This is a genomic window from Nocardia ninae NBRC 108245, assembly GCF_007990755.1.
GTDB lineage: Bacteria > Actinomycetota > Actinomycetes > Mycobacteriales > Mycobacteriaceae > Nocardia > Nocardia ninae.
In genome coordinates this window covers 38,559-55,090 of sequence record NZ_BJXA01000060.1, presented here as the reverse complement: position 1 = coordinate 55,090, position 16,532 = coordinate 38,559, and the positions used below count along the sequence as shown (strand labels likewise).

22 protein-coding genes are annotated in these 16,532 nt (G+C 60.5%); 9 read left to right on the top strand and 13 right to left on the bottom strand.

Annotated features, from left to right (window positions below):
* Positions 1–255 precede the first annotated feature (255 nt).
* Positions 256–627 carry a hypothetical protein gene (locus NN4_RS32180; RefSeq protein ID WP_147139306.1) on the top strand — a complete coding sequence of 124 codons (372 nt, stop codon included), beginning with the start codon at positions 256–258 and terminating at the stop codon, positions 625–627.
* 62 nt (positions 628–689) lie between these two features.
* Here NN4_RS32180 and NN4_RS32175 read toward each other — a convergent pair whose 3' ends face one another.
* Positions 690–896, bottom strand: a complete 207-nt coding sequence (locus NN4_RS32175) for a DUF397 domain-containing protein (protein WP_147139304.1) — start codon at positions 894–896, stop codon at positions 690–692.
* Positions 886–1,782 (bottom strand): helix-turn-helix domain-containing protein, encoded by an 897-nt coding sequence (locus tag NN4_RS32170; protein WP_281289437.1) that lies wholly within the window; start codon positions 1,780–1,782, stop codon positions 886–888. The genes NN4_RS32175 and NN4_RS32170 overlap by 11 nt, the downstream gene beginning before the upstream one ends.
* A gap of 381 nt (positions 1,783–2,163) precedes the next feature.
* On the opposite strand from NN4_RS32170, the gene NN4_RS32165 reads away from it, so the two are divergent.
* From NN4_RS32165 to NN4_RS47015, 8 genes are all read left to right on the top strand, one after another.
* A complete protein-coding gene (locus NN4_RS32165; RefSeq protein WP_246181194.1) occupies positions 2,164–2,517 on the top strand; it encodes a hypothetical protein in 354 nt (117 codons plus the stop codon).
* Positions 2,518–2,562: 45 nt separating this feature from the next.
* Positions 2,563–2,964, top strand: coding sequence for a hypothetical protein (locus NN4_RS32160; RefSeq protein WP_147139298.1), 402 nt, complete (start codon positions 2,563–2,565; stop codon positions 2,962–2,964).
* A gap of 191 nt (positions 2,965–3,155) precedes the next feature.
* Positions 3,156–3,722, top strand: a complete 567-nt coding sequence (locus NN4_RS46370) for a hypothetical protein (protein WP_246181193.1) — start codon at positions 3,156–3,158, stop codon at positions 3,720–3,722.
* Complete coding sequence (locus NN4_RS32155; protein WP_246181192.1) at positions 3,719–4,600, top strand: SAM-dependent methyltransferase; 882 nt, start codon at positions 3,719–3,721, stop codon at positions 4,598–4,600. The genes NN4_RS46370 and NN4_RS32155 overlap by 4 nt, the downstream gene beginning before the upstream one ends.
* Positions 4,601–4,664: 64 nt before the next feature.
* A complete protein-coding gene (locus NN4_RS32150; protein ID WP_147139294.1) occupies positions 4,665–4,913 on the top strand; it encodes a hypothetical protein in 249 nt (82 codons plus the stop codon).
* An 80-nt stretch (positions 4,914–4,993) separates the two neighbouring features.
* A complete protein-coding gene (locus tag NN4_RS32145; protein ID WP_147139292.1) occupies positions 4,994–5,500 on the top strand; it encodes a hypothetical protein in 507 nt (168 codons plus the stop codon).
* Positions 5,501–5,515: 15 nt separating this feature from the next.
* Entirely contained in the window at positions 5,516–6,661 is a 1,146-nt protein-coding gene (locus tag NN4_RS32140) for a hypothetical protein (protein ID WP_147139290.1), read from the top strand.
* 80 nt (positions 6,662–6,741) lie between these two features.
* Positions 6,742–6,984, top strand: a complete 243-nt coding sequence (locus tag NN4_RS47015; protein ID WP_222595207.1) for a DUF6374 family protein — start codon at positions 6,742–6,744, stop codon at positions 6,982–6,984.
* A gap of 51 nt (positions 6,985–7,035) precedes the next feature.
* Here NN4_RS47015 and NN4_RS32135 read toward each other — a convergent pair whose 3' ends face one another.
* From NN4_RS32135 to NN4_RS32085, 11 genes are read right to left on the bottom strand one after another with little or no spacing between them, the layout of a single operon-like run.
* Complete coding sequence (locus NN4_RS32135; protein ID WP_147139287.1) at positions 7,036–7,536, bottom strand: hypothetical protein; 501 nt, start codon at positions 7,534–7,536, stop codon at positions 7,036–7,038.
* 3 nt (positions 7,537–7,539) lie between these two features.
* Complete coding sequence (locus tag NN4_RS46680; protein ID WP_147139285.1) at positions 7,540–9,405, bottom strand: SGNH/GDSL hydrolase family protein; 1,866 nt, start codon at positions 9,403–9,405, stop codon at positions 7,540–7,542.
* On the bottom strand, positions 9,402–9,734 hold the full coding sequence (locus NN4_RS47150; RefSeq protein WP_443093893.1) for an LtfC-like domain-containing protein: 333 nt from the start codon (positions 9,732–9,734) through the stop codon (positions 9,402–9,404). The genes NN4_RS46680 and NN4_RS47150 overlap by 4 nt, the downstream gene beginning before the upstream one ends.
* On the bottom strand, positions 9,682–10,140 hold the full coding sequence (locus tag NN4_RS32125) for a hypothetical protein (RefSeq protein ID WP_147139282.1): 459 nt from the start codon (positions 10,138–10,140) through the stop codon (positions 9,682–9,684). Before NN4_RS32125 ends, NN4_RS47150 begins: the two co-directional genes overlap by 53 nt.
* Before the next feature lie 3 nt (positions 10,141–10,143).
* The gene (locus NN4_RS32120) at positions 10,144–10,404 is read right to left on the bottom strand and encodes a hypothetical protein (protein WP_147139281.1); all 261 of its coding nucleotides are present in this window, start codon (positions 10,402–10,404) and stop codon (positions 10,144–10,146) included.
* Positions 10,401–11,714 carry a peptidoglycan DD-metalloendopeptidase family protein gene (locus tag NN4_RS46360; protein WP_281289436.1) on the bottom strand — a complete coding sequence of 438 codons (1,314 nt, stop codon included), beginning with the start codon at positions 11,712–11,714 and terminating at the stop codon, positions 10,401–10,403. Before NN4_RS46360 ends, NN4_RS32120 begins: the two co-directional genes overlap by 4 nt.
* A gap of 57 nt (positions 11,715–11,771) precedes the next feature.
* Positions 11,772–12,659: a hypothetical protein gene (locus tag NN4_RS32105; protein ID WP_147139277.1), complete on the bottom strand. Its 888-nt coding sequence runs from the start codon at positions 12,657–12,659 to the stop codon at positions 11,772–11,774.
* Positions 12,656–13,390 carry a hypothetical protein gene (locus tag NN4_RS32100; protein ID WP_147139274.1) on the bottom strand — a complete coding sequence of 245 codons (735 nt, stop codon included), beginning with the start codon at positions 13,388–13,390 and terminating at the stop codon, positions 12,656–12,658. Before NN4_RS32100 ends, NN4_RS32105 begins: the two co-directional genes overlap by 4 nt.
* Before the next feature lie 9 nt (positions 13,391–13,399).
* On the bottom strand, positions 13,400–13,942 hold the full coding sequence (locus NN4_RS32095; RefSeq protein WP_147139272.1) for a phage gene 29 protein family protein: 543 nt from the start codon (positions 13,940–13,942) through the stop codon (positions 13,400–13,402).
* Entirely contained in the window at positions 13,942–15,591 is a 1,650-nt protein-coding gene (locus NN4_RS32090) for a Gp37-like protein (protein WP_147139270.1), read from the bottom strand. Before NN4_RS32090 ends, NN4_RS32095 begins: the two co-directional genes overlap by 1 nt.
* A 25-nt stretch (positions 15,592–15,616) precedes the next feature.
* Positions 15,617–16,504, bottom strand: a complete 888-nt coding sequence (locus tag NN4_RS32085; RefSeq protein ID WP_147139268.1) for a phage tail protein — start codon at positions 16,502–16,504, stop codon at positions 15,617–15,619.
* Between the last annotated feature and the right edge of the window lie 28 nt (positions 16,505–16,532).

Here is a 16,532-nt window from a genome sequence, read left to right as displayed (position 1 = left end):
GGATTATGAGTCCAAGGGAGTTCGTCCATACCAAACCCTCTCTGACCAGTCAATACAAGGAAAGGAAACCATCCACTAGCAGCGACGATGCCGTACCCGATTGGTGCGGATTGATGCGGGGTGTGGCCTAGTGTGCACACCCCGCGTCCCATGTCCAAACCCACGTGGGACATCGCGATCCCACGCGAGATCAGGGGTAACGTGCTAGCGGCCCAACACGATTGACGGGCGACACTCACCACCCAGGGGGAACTCATGACCATCCGCCGCGCCGCCATCGCTGCCGCACTCCTGATTGCCCTCGCGGGTTGCTCCACCGACCAGAGCAGCAGTCCGGCGCCCGCGTCGGCCACGACCGCGCCCAGTGACAGCAACGCAAAATCCGAGATGGTTGCCACCGCGCGAGGAGTGATCACGGGGCAGGTCAGCCGAAGTGGATATACCGCAGTGAACTTCGGTACCCCCAAGTTCCCGACCGCGTTGGAAGTCATCATGCCCGCCGACGTGGTGACCACGGACGGCACACGGTCAACGATGTGGTTCCGGGTCGGATTCGCCAGCGCAGGCGGAAGCCTGACCCCGTTGGGCACCGCCGAGGTTGGCATCACAGAAGCGGACGTGTCGTAGGGGCGACCAGAGATGACGAAAGCCCCAGACCTGTAAAGAGTCTGGGGCTTTTCTTTGTCACATCAAGCTGGAGGGTTGAACTCACCCTCGACCACGCCAGCGGTGAACGCGGCCCACTCGCTTGGAGTGAAGACCAGCGCCGGGCCGGTCGGGTTCTTCGAGTCACGGACTCCAACAATCCCACCATGGAACGCGACCTCGACGCAGTCTTGACCCCCGCCGCTGTGGCTACTCGTGAACCATTTCGCCCCGGATAGGTCAGCGTTCACGCGCGTGCTCCTTCGCTACTTCTCGCAACAGATCCCTACTTCGTTGGACATCCAGCGCGGCACGCTGAAGGACCATGTACGCCTCACGGTACCTGCTGACGTCGTGCACCTTCTCGAGGAAGATGCCGCCCGTGAAGCTCTCCACGTAAACGATGCTTGGTTCATCCGGCCGACCCTTCCTGTCCTTCTCGAAGTCGAGTATCAGAAACGGTCCGGTCGACAAGCCCACCGGCAGCCCCGCCCAGAACGGCAGTACACGGATGTCCACGTTCGTGTTGGAACCCAGGTCCGCGAGATGTCGCAGCTGAGCGGCCATTACATCCCGCGACCCGATAACGGTTCGCAACACACCTTCGTGCAGGACTGCCGTGTAGGTCGCTGCCTTGGTCCTTCGAGTGATCAGACCTTGACGACGGCTACGAATCTCAACACGTCGGTTGATCTCCTCGGGAAGGTCGTTGGGGAAGTACAGGACATCGAGCGACCGGGCATAGTCCGCAGTCTGGAGCAGACCCGGAACGGCTGACGGCTGGAACTGAGCGAGCGAGCGCGCAGAGGACTCCAGCCCCATGTACACGTCGAACGCTGGCGTGATGAGTGCTCCGTATTCGTGCCACCACGACTTCAACGCAGTCTGTTCGGCGAGCCTTAGAAGGTCCGCCGTCTTCTCTTCGTCCAATTGGTACACCTCGCACATCAGGCGAATGTCGTGGACACGGACGCGCTCGGTTTGTCCCTTCTCCAACCGTTGCAGGGTGCTCTTACCCCACTCCATCAGTTCTGCTGCTTCAACCAAGGTCATGCCGATCGCTTCGCGTGCCTCCCGTAGGTGTCGACCGAGCCATCGACGCGGGAGTGTGCTGCCGCCTTCATCATCTGCCGACAAGGATTCCCTCTCTGGGTCGTTGAAATTCCCACTCCGGGAAATCGTGGCATGCCGAGCGGGAACTGTGCTGGGAAAACAGGCAAATTCTGGGATTCCCAAGTTCTTGTCCCAAAACGGGCACTTCGGCGTGTCTTCTAGACACGTGCCCGGTAGGTGCCTCGCTTCGGACCGAGTCACCCTAACCCTTCCAATCGCTAGGGCCGGGCGCACCTAACTGCCCGCCACTGCGATCAGAGGTCTAACCCTATGTCCCGCACACCCTTTGGCGACACACCAACGAGCAGGTGTCAGTACTACCGGTCGGTATGCGGACTGCCCGCCAGCGTCGAACCTCCGGCGGGCCGAATCCTGGTGCCCGCTTGGCGCGTTGGAGCGCTCACAATGCCTGCCCATCTCGGCGACAGAGTGAGAACGCACCTGTTGCGGCGGAAAACTCCGGAAGTCCCGATCACGTTGCATCCGCAATCACGGCGGTGGATGTTCCTTGTTCAGCCAGACATAGCTCCCGACGACACGCAACTGTTCTACGACCTGTTCCACCTGAACGTGAGCCTTGTTCCGCCCGGCGCGGCCATTACCTTGCCATCTCCCATAGAAGCGACCAGGGACCTGCCGCATTGGGTGACGGCACCATGCAACGACTTCCGGCCCTCCGGCGTCCTGGTACTTGACGCGCTCAGCGCGTGCACCGGGGCCAAGCTCGGCAGGTCCTTCGACACCGTGGCGGCGAGATGACCGCCCGCACCTAACCCTCAAACACAGAGAAAGAATCGGAAGGCAATGACGCTGCATATCACATCGACAAAGAGCGGCGAAGCCGTTTGGTGGATTGAACACAACCGCATCTGGATGGAATCGCTAGCCGTTCTGCGGAATCCTGGTCCCGCCTACCGTATCGAAATCGACGGTTCGATAGCCGATATCGGGAGGGGCGCGCGAGGCGTCGTGTATTTCTGGCAGGGAGAAGACCGGCCGCAACTTCCATGGGTGGAAGAAAGATTTCCTGATCATAAAGACCTCTGGGTAGCGGTTGAAGCCGCGTTCTTTGATGTGACTCAGCCACTCGAAGAGTCGCGGCTCAACAGTCTCCGGCCGGTAGTGGACGCACTCGACTACACGACCGGTCAATGGACCGTCGAAGAGATTCGCGATGCCGCCTGCACGTTGAAGCGATCGGCTTAACCCTGCCCGCTACTACAATTACCGAAAGGTCTCCTGACATGGGTTTGGAAGACGACGACGATTGCCAGGGGGCATGTCCTCTAACGTCCTGTCACCTCGATCCATTCGAGATGCAAGACATTCGAGCGGTCTGGAGTGTATTCCGCAGTCACGAAACACACCCCGAGTGTTGCCGACACCGCAAAGCGTCTATGACCGAGCTGGCGCGGCTCGGCCTGGTGGACTCCGCCACTATCAGGCGCACTCGCGCCGAACAGCATGCCCCGATAGCGTATGAGGCGCGCGCGGCTGCACTGCGCAAGTTCAACCCCGTGAAAATGGCTCGCGCTCGCGGACACGTCCCCGAGTACGTGATCTCCGCGCCGGACGAACCCCGCGAGAACATCAAGACCACACGCCTCAGGACGCAGAAGTTTCGCCACACAGTCCGCCAGCGTTTCCCCTACACCCTTGCTGAAGTGAGCTTCGATGATCACGACGTAATGCCATGGCAAGCGCTCATCACTGCCCCGCCGCTGCCCACGGTCGGAATCTCGCTAACCAACAACGGATTTCACGCGTATATCGACCCCGCCACCGACACGACGGCCGCTTTCATTACGGCTTGGTACGCGAGAACATTTCCAGCGCCCGGAATGACGTTGTATCACCTCGACACCGACACCACCATTCCCCTTACCCCCAACATCGCGGGTATGTCGATCCTTGCCGAACTGACCACCGCTCGCGAGCGCGCGACAGACAGGTGCAACCAGTGAGCCGCGATCCAGACCCGAATTCGAATGCGGCTAGCAGTGCGCGGGTTTCGGACTACGTTGACTTCGGCCCTGGTCGCCAGCGCGCCGCGTCAGACGACAACCGAACGCCGCAACCGTTCGAGCATGGTCGGCTGAACTCTGCCCGAATTTATGACTATCTGTTGGACGGAAAAGATAATCGCGAGATCGACCGCGACATGGGCGATGAATTGCTCTCTGGCGCACCCGAACTCAAGACCCTGGCTTGGTTCACCCGGAGTTTCGGGCTCAAAGCGGTACAGATGGCCGCAGATGCCGGTATCCGGCAATTTGTCGATCTGGGCTCCGGGTACCCCAACTCGCCCAACGTGCATGAGGCAGCTCAGGAGATCGAGCCGTCGGCGCGTGTGGTGTATGTCGACTACGACCCGGTGGTGCATGCGCATTGTGATGCGCTGCTGGCCAAGGCAGACGGTGTCACAGCACTATTGGGCGACATCCGCCATCCGCGCAACATCCTCGATCTGCTGGAAAATCACACCCTGATCGACTTCAACGAGCCAGTAGCTATCACGCTCATCGGTGTGCTGCATTACGTGATGGACGCCGAGGACCCGGCCGGGATCATCGCAGCCTTCCGCGATCAGATGGCACCAGGTAGTTACCTCGCGATCGCTCACGGTTCTCTTGATTCCTCCCCCGAGGTACTCCAGGTGCTCACCGGCACCAACGGCACGTCAGCACAAGTCGAGTTTCGGACCGCAGCACAGACAGAGGCTTTATTCAGTGGCTTCGAGTTGTTCGAACCTGGGGTGGTGCCAGTACAGGAATGGCTTCGCCCCGACTTGCCTGAGACTCGATTGGTCATGCTTGGTGGGATAGGGATAAAAGGCAAATGACGGTTGTGGAAACCATAGTTCGCGAAAAGATCGCGCTGTGGCGAGTGCGGGCCGTGGCTCAGACGTGAACGACGGCTATACATTCGAGATGGTTCCGGCCGTGCCCAGCAGCCCGTACGAAGGCCACATCCTCACTCGCGGCCCTCTAGATGTCTGCTGGGCCTGCCTGGTAGCGGCAGTGCTGGTGTGGAAGCACTGCGGCATGCCTTTCGAGTGGGTCAACCAGTGGGGGTTTCAGGTCCAGACGCCCACCGGTCGATTCATCCTCCGCGTCACCCAGATTCCAGACGGCAAGCCGAGCCGCCAGCAGTGAGGGCAGGCACGGTGATGCTTGTATCTTGACCCGTGCAGGCGAGACACTGAGCTGTTCGGGACGTGACGAGAGGGGCAAACGTGGGTGACGACGAGCAACTGACCATGGATCTCGGTGTGGAGCGGACCGAGTGGGGTAAGTGGTCCGACACGGATCGACACGCGGCGCAGGTGCGGAAGTTCCTTGACTATGCGGGATTGGATCGGCTGCCAGCTGACCTGTGGCCGGAGGATTCCCCGGAACTGCAACGCTTGAACGATCTGTGCCGGGAGTTGTTCCCAGATTCGGAAGCGCCGTACCGGCCCGAAAACCAGGACATGACCGACGCTTTTATTTGCTTCCTCGGAGCGTGTTTCATGCAATATGTGGGTGGCGAATGGGTAGATCATACCGAATATGGTCCCGACAAATCATTCTATAGTGGCGGTGTCAATCCGGCGTTGCGGTACGTGGATTACGACGGCGACGAGGATGAGTCTTCGGTGTTCGATTACATCGATTCCATGATCGATCACAATATCGAGTACGGTGACGGCTTCATTCATATTACCGCCGACCTGCGCCGAAAATACTATAACCTGATGTAACTCCTAGGCGCCCTGATGAGTGATGGCTACAGCCAGGATCGCGACCAGGTCCCGAACCATGAGCGCGGCAAGATATTCGAGCGCGGCACCGACAGGTTTTTTCACGACCGCGAACACGGATATACACAGGGATCTCGCAAATACGAATTCCGAGACGATAAGGGTCGCACGGAACGGATCGAGTTCGACAAAATCAAAGATGAGCGCGACCGCAGTCGCACCGATTCGATCGAAGAAAAATCTGGTCGGATCGAAGGACGAAAAGACGAAAAGCAGCTCCGAGGAGTTCGCGAACTCCTCGAAAGAGGCGAGATCAACCACCACACCTTGCGTTCGGTTGAGGGCGAGCTGATCTCAAAAGAATGCCAAAAGCTGATCGACGGATTGCGAAGGGACTTCCCCGACCAGTTCACGCATAGAATCATCTCACGCACGGAAGCCCGCGCCATTTGGGCAATAGGCCAAGATTTGGAGCGGACCAGGCAAGTTGAATTGTCCAAGCAAGGCAAGCAGCTTGAATTGCCGGGCGTTGGCGAGAAAGCGCGCGAGGAGAAGGCGCAGGAGTTACAGAAGCGGCGTGACAGGATCGCGGCGCTAGCGAAGATACGTGACCGCAAAGAGCGCGCCCGTGCCCGGCTTGTGAAGATCAGGGCGATCGTGAAGGCACGGGAGGAAGCCGACCGCGCCAGAGCCGCCGCCGAGCTCGCGGCTAGGCGGGTGGCGTTGGAGTTCCCTGCACCCGATCAGCTCCGACGAGTTGAAGCGCCTACGGCTGACCGGGCTAGAGCGCCGGAGTCCGAGCGTGATCGGGTTACCCGTGAGGCTGCCGAAAAGGCCGTGCGGGAGTTCCCGTTTCCGGTACCTAACCTGCCGCGAGAGCAACCGGTTGTTGAGATCGGGGAACGGCCTACTCCGGAGGTTGCCGACGCTGCCGATAAGGCCAAGACACAAGAAGCCCATGCCCAACAGATCGAGGCCAACCGGAAGGAGATGGACGCGCGCAACGTCCCCGACCAAGTCCAGAAGATCATGGGATTAGGTCAGACCCCGGTGAGTCCGGCCGAGGTCGAGCGACGGCGCCAGCAGGACCCCCCTCAAGTCGTGCGCGGGGGACGCGCGGCGGGACTCGGAACGGAACGAGGCCAGGACCGCATCCGTTGAAGGGCACGCGATACGCACCGACAATCACAGCGCCGGACGGCGCACTCGAACATCCGTTCGACGCGCGGTATCGTCGGTACATGTCTCCTCTCTCCCCTCGCCAATGGGCAACCATGAACCTCGAAAACGTCCGTGATCAGCTACTCGACGCCGCTGCGTTCGGGAAGTACCTGCCCCCGGAACAGCTCGAGCACGCAGCCGGGAAGATCGCTGAGGCGCTTCGAGTCTTCCGGATGCTCACCCCGGAACAACCAGCGACGCCGAGTGCCAGCGGAGCGCCCCGCCACACCCCGTCATGCCAGCGAGGCAACCCGACGCCCTAGAGACGCCAAAAATGCCCCCCAGAACGAATCTGGAGGGCATTTTGCACTCGTCTAGGACACACGCACCCAACCGGGAGCCGTGGCGTCCAAACCGGCCGACGCGACCGCTTGCAGGCGCACCACATCACCAACCGCGACGTTCACCCCCGTAACGGTCAGCTCCGCCGTGCCCGTGCCGTTGAACCCCGGCAGTGACACAGCCGTACCAGCGGCGCCGACCACGGCATTGTTGACAGTCGCGCGCAGCTGCAACGTGGCCGCATTGAAACCGGGATTCGTGCCGAACAGGCTGGCAGTGATCTTCGCGCCCGATTTCCCCTGCTGCACAACAAGTCCCGTGGTTCCGGACAGAGCAGAACCGGGGCGCTCAGGGTCGACTACCCATCCGGCCACATCGGCGAACGAGGTTGTGACCGTATGTGTCCCGGACTTGTTCATGCCCACCGCTGGGTAGATCGGCCACACCAATAGGTCACCGCAATACACAGCGGACGGAATCGCGTCTCCCACATAGTATTTCGCGGGGTTGGTATCACCTGCGCGTACCGGCATCGCTCACCCCACAATCACATACAGCTGGTTCGGATCGCGGGCACCGTTCAGCGCGTCGTATTGGGCCTGCGTCATCACCACCCACGGGCTAGCCGGTGGTGCGGCAACAGCGGTCGCAATCGACATGGCTAGCTTGGACACCATCGCGTCGACACCGGCATAGCTCGGATGGATGTTGTCGACAGTCTTGACCGGATCGAGTGTGGTTGTCGAACTGCCCTGACGCATCACAACATCGAAATCAATGCACCCCTTCGCACCAAACGGCAGCGTCGCGAGCCACGCGTTAGCTTGCAGCCGGACAGTGTTTTTCGCAGAACTGTCGTTACGAGGAATGATGTTGCCGAAGTAGATCGGCTTATCGTAACCAATCAGCTGTTTGACCTTGGTGACGATTTTCTGAATGTCAGCCTGATACTGCGCCAGCGTGCGACCACCCGGAAAGACATCGTTGGAGCCTACCGAGATGATCGCCCCGTCAAGGTTCGCGGCAACAATATTCTGTCGAGACCAGAACTCCGGAAAGCTCGCGGGGTCTGCGAACACCGCCGCAGTAACGCCAGCCATCGAAAGATTCTGGACAAGAGTGTTGTTCGCGGCAGCCCACCGTTGCGGCTGGCACTGATGGATCGGAATCGGCACGATCGAACTCGCCGACGTTCCCTGCGGACCGGTAACAACCTCCTCGATGCTGTCACCGATGAACAACCACGCTGACGCATTGGACGCTACCGGTACCTCGTACTCGATGAGGAAATCCAACGGGATGCCAGCGGGCACAGTCCCACCCGTCGTTGCGGGGTTCAACGCTGCCGCCGACGTGTTCCAGATAAAGCATTGCCCGATCGTGGTTTTCATCGCAGTCGACGCCATCATGTAGCCGATCGCGAACAACAGATCAGTATTGCCCGCCATGTTGAACCAGGGAGACGTGTAGTAGCTGCCGTCACCCGGAATCGTGAAATCACCGGCAACGATCGTTGTCGCAGTTGCACCCGCGAAGTTGCCCGTACCGTTTCCGGAACCGTCAAGGGTGTGAGTCCCCATGATGATGCCTTTACCGGTCAGATTCACGCTCGCGACGTTGGTCATGCCGTAGTTGCGCAGCCGCAGCCGCGCACGGGTCGGTGTGACAGGAAGACGAACAGGGATACGGATACCCCATTGCGTTGCGGCGGAAAGGTTCCCGGCCACGGTTTGATCCATCCCGCCGTTGCCGAAGGTCATCAGCCGCGTAGTCGGTCGGGTCGGCCCGCCAGGGTCACCCTTGTCACCCTTGTCGCCCTTCGGTCCCGTCGCGCCGGTTGCACCATCTGCCCCAGCAGCTCCCGGCGTACCCGGAATACCCTGCGCGCCTTGACTACCGGTATCGCCCTTGTCGCCCTTGTCGCCTTTCGGGCCGGTCGCACCGGGTGCACCGTCAGCGCCCGCCGCGCCGGGTGCACCCGCGCTACCCGTGTCACCCTTATCGCCTTCATCGCCCTTGTCGCCCTTCGCGCCCTGCACGGGGGTTCCGGCAGCCTCCGCAGGCCACGCACCAGCCCAGCGGTACAGCTTGCCGCCAGCAAGCCACACATCGCCCGTCGCGAGTCCGGAGGTCGGCAACTCGGCGTAGGTGGTGACTTGCCCATCTATCCGGAGGCCATCCCCCTTCGGGCCGACATCCCCGGTATCGCCCTTGTCACCCTTATCGCCCTTCGGTCCCTGGGCACCTGGTGCACCGACGTTTCCGGCGTCGCCCTTGTCACCCTTGTCGCCTTTCGCGCCTTGCGGACCAGCCGGGCCGATAACCGGAAGCAGCAAATCACCCTCGCGTTGCTGCACGTCGCCGAGCTCCAAAACGTCAGGCTCGATAGCCTCCAAACTCATTTACCCACCCTCCTCACAACCCCAATGCAAATGTGCTTCTCCCGCGTCGGACTGACGTTGGTTTCTTTTGCGGTGAGCCGAAAGTCCATCCCGTCTGGTATCAGGTCGGCTATCTCGGATTGAACGACAATGGTTGCCGTGTTCCCCGCCAAGGCGTACGGCCACTTATCAGCCCATGCACCGTCTGCACCGTTTCGTAGATGAATGAACATCTCCATACCGGGCGGAAACGTGCCGTTGGTCAGTACTAAAGTCCACTCGAAATCTTCGCCTGTGTTAAGTATCAATTTGCGGCGTGGCGCCGTACGCCCGATATCGCTGTTCCCCATGTCCTACGCCCCTATACTGCGCAAGCTCGGTACGCAGGGCTGCGATTTCCGCCCGCGCTTCTGCAAGCTGGCGCGTCAACTCCGCCATTTCCAATTCATGCCTGGTGCGATCTTCTCGCCGTTGCCGTTCATGCCGTTCAGCGTCCTCAGAACGCGCACGCGCGAGGTTTTCCACCTGCGCCGAAACGGCCGTCAGTTGCGCCGACAACGCCCCTGCCCGATAGTCGCTCAAAAGATCCCGTGCCGTGTCCAGTCGTAGTTGCCTCTCGATGCGCCTGATATCCCGCTCAACCCAAAATGTGTAGATCGGGCGGAACATTTCGCGCACCTTGGGCAAAGCGGTGGCCGCTATCGCAATGACAGCGGCCACCACACCCGCCCACAACACCCAGGGGTGCTGTTCCACGGGTTACTCTGCGTGTCGGCCGGTCGGTGCACCCGGCGCCGCAGCAAGCCACGGCAGCCACACCTGAATGAACTGGTTCACCACTGGCATAGCCAGCACGCGGGTTACCGCAGCCGCTACCGCGAGCACCTGAGCGCCGTACACGGTGGTATCCAGTCCGGTAGTGGCAAGCACGACCGGAAGTACCGACAGCAAGCCGATGAGCACCGCGAACGCCGTTCGTGCGGTGGCACGCCAACCATGGTTTACCTGAGTAGGTGTCATTCCTTTTCCCCCTTCACCAGTGCAGCCAGCGCAGCGACTTCCGCCCGCAGAGCTGCAACGTCTTGTTCAACCGTCGCGGCGCGCGCACGCGAATCCGCCAGAGAATCAACAACGGTCATTGCGGAGCCGTCCGCGTTGACACCGAGTTGTTTCCATCCGCTGTAGTCGCCTGCGTCGCGACCGCCGGTCAGTTGTTGCCGGATGTCCTTCACATCGCTTCCGATCGGCCCGCAGAACGCGGCCACGAAAGCTTTGATGTCCTCAACAGCAGTCATGTCTATTCCCTCCCCGCCGAAGAACTCGGCCAACTCGTCATCTGTCCCCCGGAATGCGTTCACGTCCAACGACATTCCCGCTACAGCGCCCTTCTCCGCGAACTGGAACACGCGAACCGTGTTGCCTCCGTAACTGTTCCAGCCGACATCGGAATCACCCGGATAGATGACCGATGCGATACCGGCGCGGCCGTTGCCCGGCCCGTAACTACTCGACATGAGCGGCGGCAACCCGCCAAGGTCGGGGCGCCCGATCTTGGACCAGTACCAGGCGGGCAGATACACCAGCGCCACCCGGTAGTCGCGTGAGGTGAACGCGTCGTGCACAGCCCACACGTTGCCGATATCGCCGGAACCGTTCTCAACGTCGAGCATGACCGGCGTCTTCCGATCGGGCTCGACGCTTTCGTACCGGTCTGCCTGCGCGTCCGCAGGGTCGGTCGTCACGTAGTGGTACGCCGCGAAGTGCAACCCGTGGGCGCGTGCGCCGTCGCGCTGCGCCCAGTAGTGCGGATTCGTGTACCAAGAACCCTCCGTCGCCTTGGCAATCACGTAGGCGAAACCCTCGGATTTCACGCAGCCCATATCGAGCCCCGCTTGCCAGCTCGCGATGTCGATTCCGAAGTGGGTCCGGATGCCGGGGTGCGCCGGTTCCGGCCCCCGCGTCGGCGCGTCCGGCTGCGCGGCACCCTCAAGCCATACAGCCGGGTCGATCTGGCTGCCTTGTCGCCATACGGTCGGATGGACCTCGAAGTGCAGGTGTGGCCCGGTGGAGCCGCCGTTGCTGCCGACATAGCCGATCAGCTGCCCTGCCTCCACCCATGAACCGACCTGCAAACCGGTCGCGAACGCAAACCACATGTGGCCGTACACCGTGGTTCCGGCACCCGCTTCGGTCGGATGGTCGATCACGATCCATTGCCCGAAACCCTCTGCGGCACCGATGTATTGGACTCGACCGGCTTGGGCGGCATAGAACGGCGTGCCGTCCTGCGCGGCGAAGTCCAGCCCGCGATGCATTGCCCCCCAACGCATTCCGAATCCGCTGCTGATTGTGTATGTGCCGTCTTTCATCGGCATTACGCGCGTCATCTATTCCAACCTCCCCCCGTCCGGCACAGTTGGTGCGTAGACGTTGTTCTGAACATCTCTGGACCAGCGTGTTGCTGTCAGAGACGAAAACTTTGTTCCCCCGGACAGTTTGCATTGCGCGACTGTCGAGAATTGGCCCGACGTGTTGATCGGTTCGTATTGCATCGAGAGACGCACATACACCCAGCGGTCCGGCGCAGTCGGATCGTTTTCGGGTGGCATGTTTTCCACTACGAACGTGTGTTGAAAGTGGGTGGAAATCGGGGATGCGACTTGCCCGAACACGTCGGCCGAATACACCGCATAGTTTCCTAGCGCGTCGAATTGGCGCACGGTAAGCAAGTCACCTGCGGCATTGAATGCTTCGATCCAAAAGCGCGGTGCGATCGGGTCATAGGTGTAGACGTAGATCACGTATGGCGGGTACGAAACCGGGATGATCGTAACGTTCTGCGTGTACCCCGACGTTGTGATGTGAGCGTCTACCCGCCACAGCCCGCCAGCTTTGAGCACCAACCAGCCCGACTTGTCCCCCGATGGTGCTATGACCGACGCGCGTTTGGTCGGGCCGACCGTACGGTCAAAGGGAACAACAACTTTCGTGCTCGTCGCCACGCTCCAGTTGTGGCCCATGAACGACGAGCAATACCCCGACACATCACGCAGCAGTTCAAGTCGGTTCGAAATTCCGTCTTGCCCGTCCAGCACCGAAGCGAAAGCACCCTCATTGCTGGCCCATTGCGCCCGCCACGCGTCCTGCGCACCCTGCCACGCATCTTTAACCGGCCCGCCGACCGCAGCAACCACGGAGGCTTGGTTTTCGTTCTCGCGCCAGTTCCCACCCTCAACGATGGTGCCATCCGGCCGTGTCTGCCCCGGCATAGTCACGACAAAGTACCTCCGTCCGGCACAGTCGGCGCGAGCACGTTGTTGTTGGTGCCCGAGTCCCACTTGTTCACGCTCAGAGCAGATTTCACCGTTCCGCCGTAGACGCGGTGAACGTCCTTCGGGTGCCCGGCGTGCAGCTGAACGACGAACCGCCCATCTTCCGGAATTACCAGCGTGTGTGAGAACGCCGATGTTTCCGCGCCGTACGGGGTGATCACTCCATCGTGTTCCTTCTCGCTGTACACAGAACCGGTATCGGCGTAGGCAACAACAATTTTCGTCGCGCCGGGCGTATTGCTCTGTCCCCACCCGGACGGCGCCGGATACCAGGTCAAGTGCGCATCGATTCGCCACAGTCCCTTGTCCAGCAATTTGATTCCGTCATGGGCAAGTTCAGTGCCTTTGCGCGGTCCCAGCTGCGAATCAAACGGCAACCGCCGGAACGCTCCCCCGGTTAGTTCCCAGTTCTTCGACATCCACAGCGAGCAGTACCCCACTACACCCTCGAGCAGGTCTAGCCGGTCGATCATGTCCAGCTGCGAGTCCCGGAACCGATCGAGTCGATTGCCGAACTCGTCGTGCACGGTGCGGATGCCGGTTTGCGCGTCCTTCCAGCCTGGTAGCACGGTGCCGCGCAGTTGTGCCCTGATATATGCCTCGTTGATGTCGCGTCCGAGTTGGGTGCCCTGCACTAGGGCACCGGACGGGGGCGACTGCCCCGGCATAGTCATTGCTGCCCCCTAGATGCCCTTGTACCGGCGCATGATCCCGTCGCGGCGCTTCCCGGTCATCTCCGCCGCGATCACGCGTCGACGCTCGAAGTCGGTGGCGTGATGGAGGTAGCCCAGGACGTAGGAAACGCTGTGGTCGGCGGGATTGAACTGGTCGGCCACCACCGATGCTGTCTCGTCCACGTCCGGCCGGTCGCCCTGGTTCTGCAAGTGCCGCAGCTGTTCGGCCACAATCGCTTGCTCATGCACGGTGTACGCCGACATGTCCGGACCCTTGAATTCTTCGGGGTCGGGGTCATTCACGTCGACAACCGTCACGGACGGATTCAACGTATGCGTACCCCCGCGAATCGGTGGCCGGACCTTCCGGGTTTGCAGCTCTGGAAAGTGCCGAAAACCCAAGTCCCAGAACAGCTGCGACCACTCTTTCCGCGCCTCCGGTTGGATCATGAACGGAGTGGAACCCTCGAACGGCAACGCGACAAAAGCCCACTGAAACGCGTCCTCCGGCTTCCCCTGATCGCAGTTGGACAGGGTCGGAAATCTATGCACTACAACACCCCCAGATCACGCAACAATCCTAGAATTTCCATCATCTCTTGAAACGCTTTCACTAGCGGGTCTTCCGGTTCCCGCTCACCGACAACGATTTCCCACACTGGCGACCGGTCCCGCGACCACGACAAAGTCAATTCCGTGACTCGGTCGACAAAGATGCGCCCGCGTCTACCCTTGCGGATATTCGAGCCCACTCGATCACCGATAAAGAAATGCCCGAATCCGCGCTGTCCGACACGCCACCCGGACGCACCGTCCTCCACGGTTATCAGGTGGCTCGTTTTTTCCCGAGTTTCCCACTGGCCCGTGCGCATAGCGAGTAGCCACGCAATCGTGTACGCCTTATCGCTGCCCTGCTGGAATCGCTCGTGCAGATGGCTCCATCCGAGCCGTGCACGGCGTTGCTGATCTATCCACTTACCGAATGCCAGAAAAACATTACTGTATATCGGCGCCAATAGCGCGTCCGCCACTGAGCCAAGGTCCGGGACTCCCGGAATAAGGCTCGCGAGGCTCCCCGCCAATCTTATGGATGCCGACAGGCCCTCATTCACGCCGGGCATGCTGGAACCACCGGCAACAATTCCCACTGGACCGGCAGGTTCCCAGGACCATTCAGCGGTTTTGATGCCGCCGTGTTCCGAGTCATAGAATATGACTCCGGGCACTATGGGTACGGTTCCACGAAATCCCGGCTGATAGTACTCGGACGGCATGTTCGGGTCGGGAATTTCGTCTACGGTCTGCGTCCAGCCGTCCGAACCGATATTGGTTGTTTCGTACTTGAGACCCGCGTAAACGTCACCGCCGAAACTCGTTCCAGTGTTCCACGCAGAATTCTCTATTACGTCCACAACGAGCGTCCCGGACCTGAGTACTGCGCCGGGCCAGGGAGGTTCGTCCCCCTCCAGATACCGGCGCAGATCCCATGCGAGCTGGGCATCTGCCATGACCTTTTGCGTCGCGTCATCGAGCGTTTTGAACCGCGAGTACACAAGTCCACTTACGGACGTGTCGGGAGTCAGATCAGGCTTGACGACGATAGACCAATTCCGCATGTCCAAATCCAGATAGGACGCGGGGTCCATAGGATTCGGCGGGATCGTCCAGATATTAGACTTCAGGCGGAATATATTCGCCCACGCGGTCGTCTTAACGCACCAACGACTTTTCCCCCACAGCAACCAGAGCTTCGGAAATTGCAGTTCCGGCATCAGCCACGGGTTTGCGTAACACAAAATATGGCGCAACTCGTCAAAATCGTGAGTAAAGGTACAACGTACGATGTAGTTGTCGTCTTCCTCCTCGATCAATTGCAGCTTGGTAAGCCGCCCTGCCCACCTAGCCCCGTCCTTATCGACTGTCACGAAAACGGACGTCGTCGGTCGCGAGTCGATATCGATAAGCCATTCGGATACGAAATAGTCGGCCGGTAGATCGAGCTGCCCGATACCCGCATCGTTCAAGAGAAACGGAAACTTGCCTACGCGCTCGTTCTTCACGACCGCGCGCAAGTTCCAATCGCCATCCCACACCCTGATAAGTGGCGGGACAAGACGGTGCGTCTTTTCCTCTTCCAACCGTCCCGCGATGTCCGCGAAAACAGCGTCGAAATCGATAGTCTCAACCGCAGATGCGGCCATAGTCGTTCACCCCCCGCACATCCGCCTACACCATGGCTAGCGGACTCGACCAATAGCGCCTACAGCGCAGCTGAACACCGACTCCCGCAGGCGCGCCGGAAACACCGACAACGATCTTTTGCTTATAGGTGTCCGCTTGGATCGGATACAGGAAACGAACACCCTTCATCCGCTGATAGATTTGCGTGTCGAGCGAGGAAACAACCTGCTCGGCTTCCTGGTCGGTGTCGACGCGCACATGTTCGCCCGCGATCAGCGCGGGCATCTGAATCACCCGCGTCGCATCCTCGACCGCGCGCCGTTCTTTGTTGTTCCCGCGCGAATAGTCCGCGATCCGGTACTTGACCCCCGGATAGGCTTGCAGCGTGTATTGCGGCCACAGGTCATAGTCACAGGGGTTGTCCACGGTGAACTCATGGAAGGTCCAAGACCCATCGGTGGTATCGACTGTCGACACCCATTTCTGTGTGGTGTCCGGTTGCCGCCACCGGGGGTCACCCGCCACCAAGAACGTGTCGACGTGCCCGTGTTGACGAACGAACGGGTCTGTCTCCGGGTTGAATCCGGCCGTCCTTCGGGGGCGCAACGGCAGATATCCGCGCGCCCCGTCCGGAGTTTCGAGCCACAACCGAGAGTCAGCAGTCCGCGACCACGCGCGTTTCCAGCCCTTGAAGTTCTCCCCAAGGGTCGCATCCGGCGTCGCCAAAACTTCAACGCCGAGCTTGACGTCTTTCTCATCAATGACGATTCCGCCGAACGTCGCACCGATCTGGTTCGCGTACTTGTTCCACCGCGATTCCCATGTCTCATCATTCAAGAGACCTTCCGGGCCAATCCCAAGGGTTACCCCCCGATCGCCCTGGCCCGGCCCGTAGAGGGTGAACCAGTCACCCCGCCACGTCTCCAACTCCACCGTCAAACCCACATCAACCCCCCGGTTG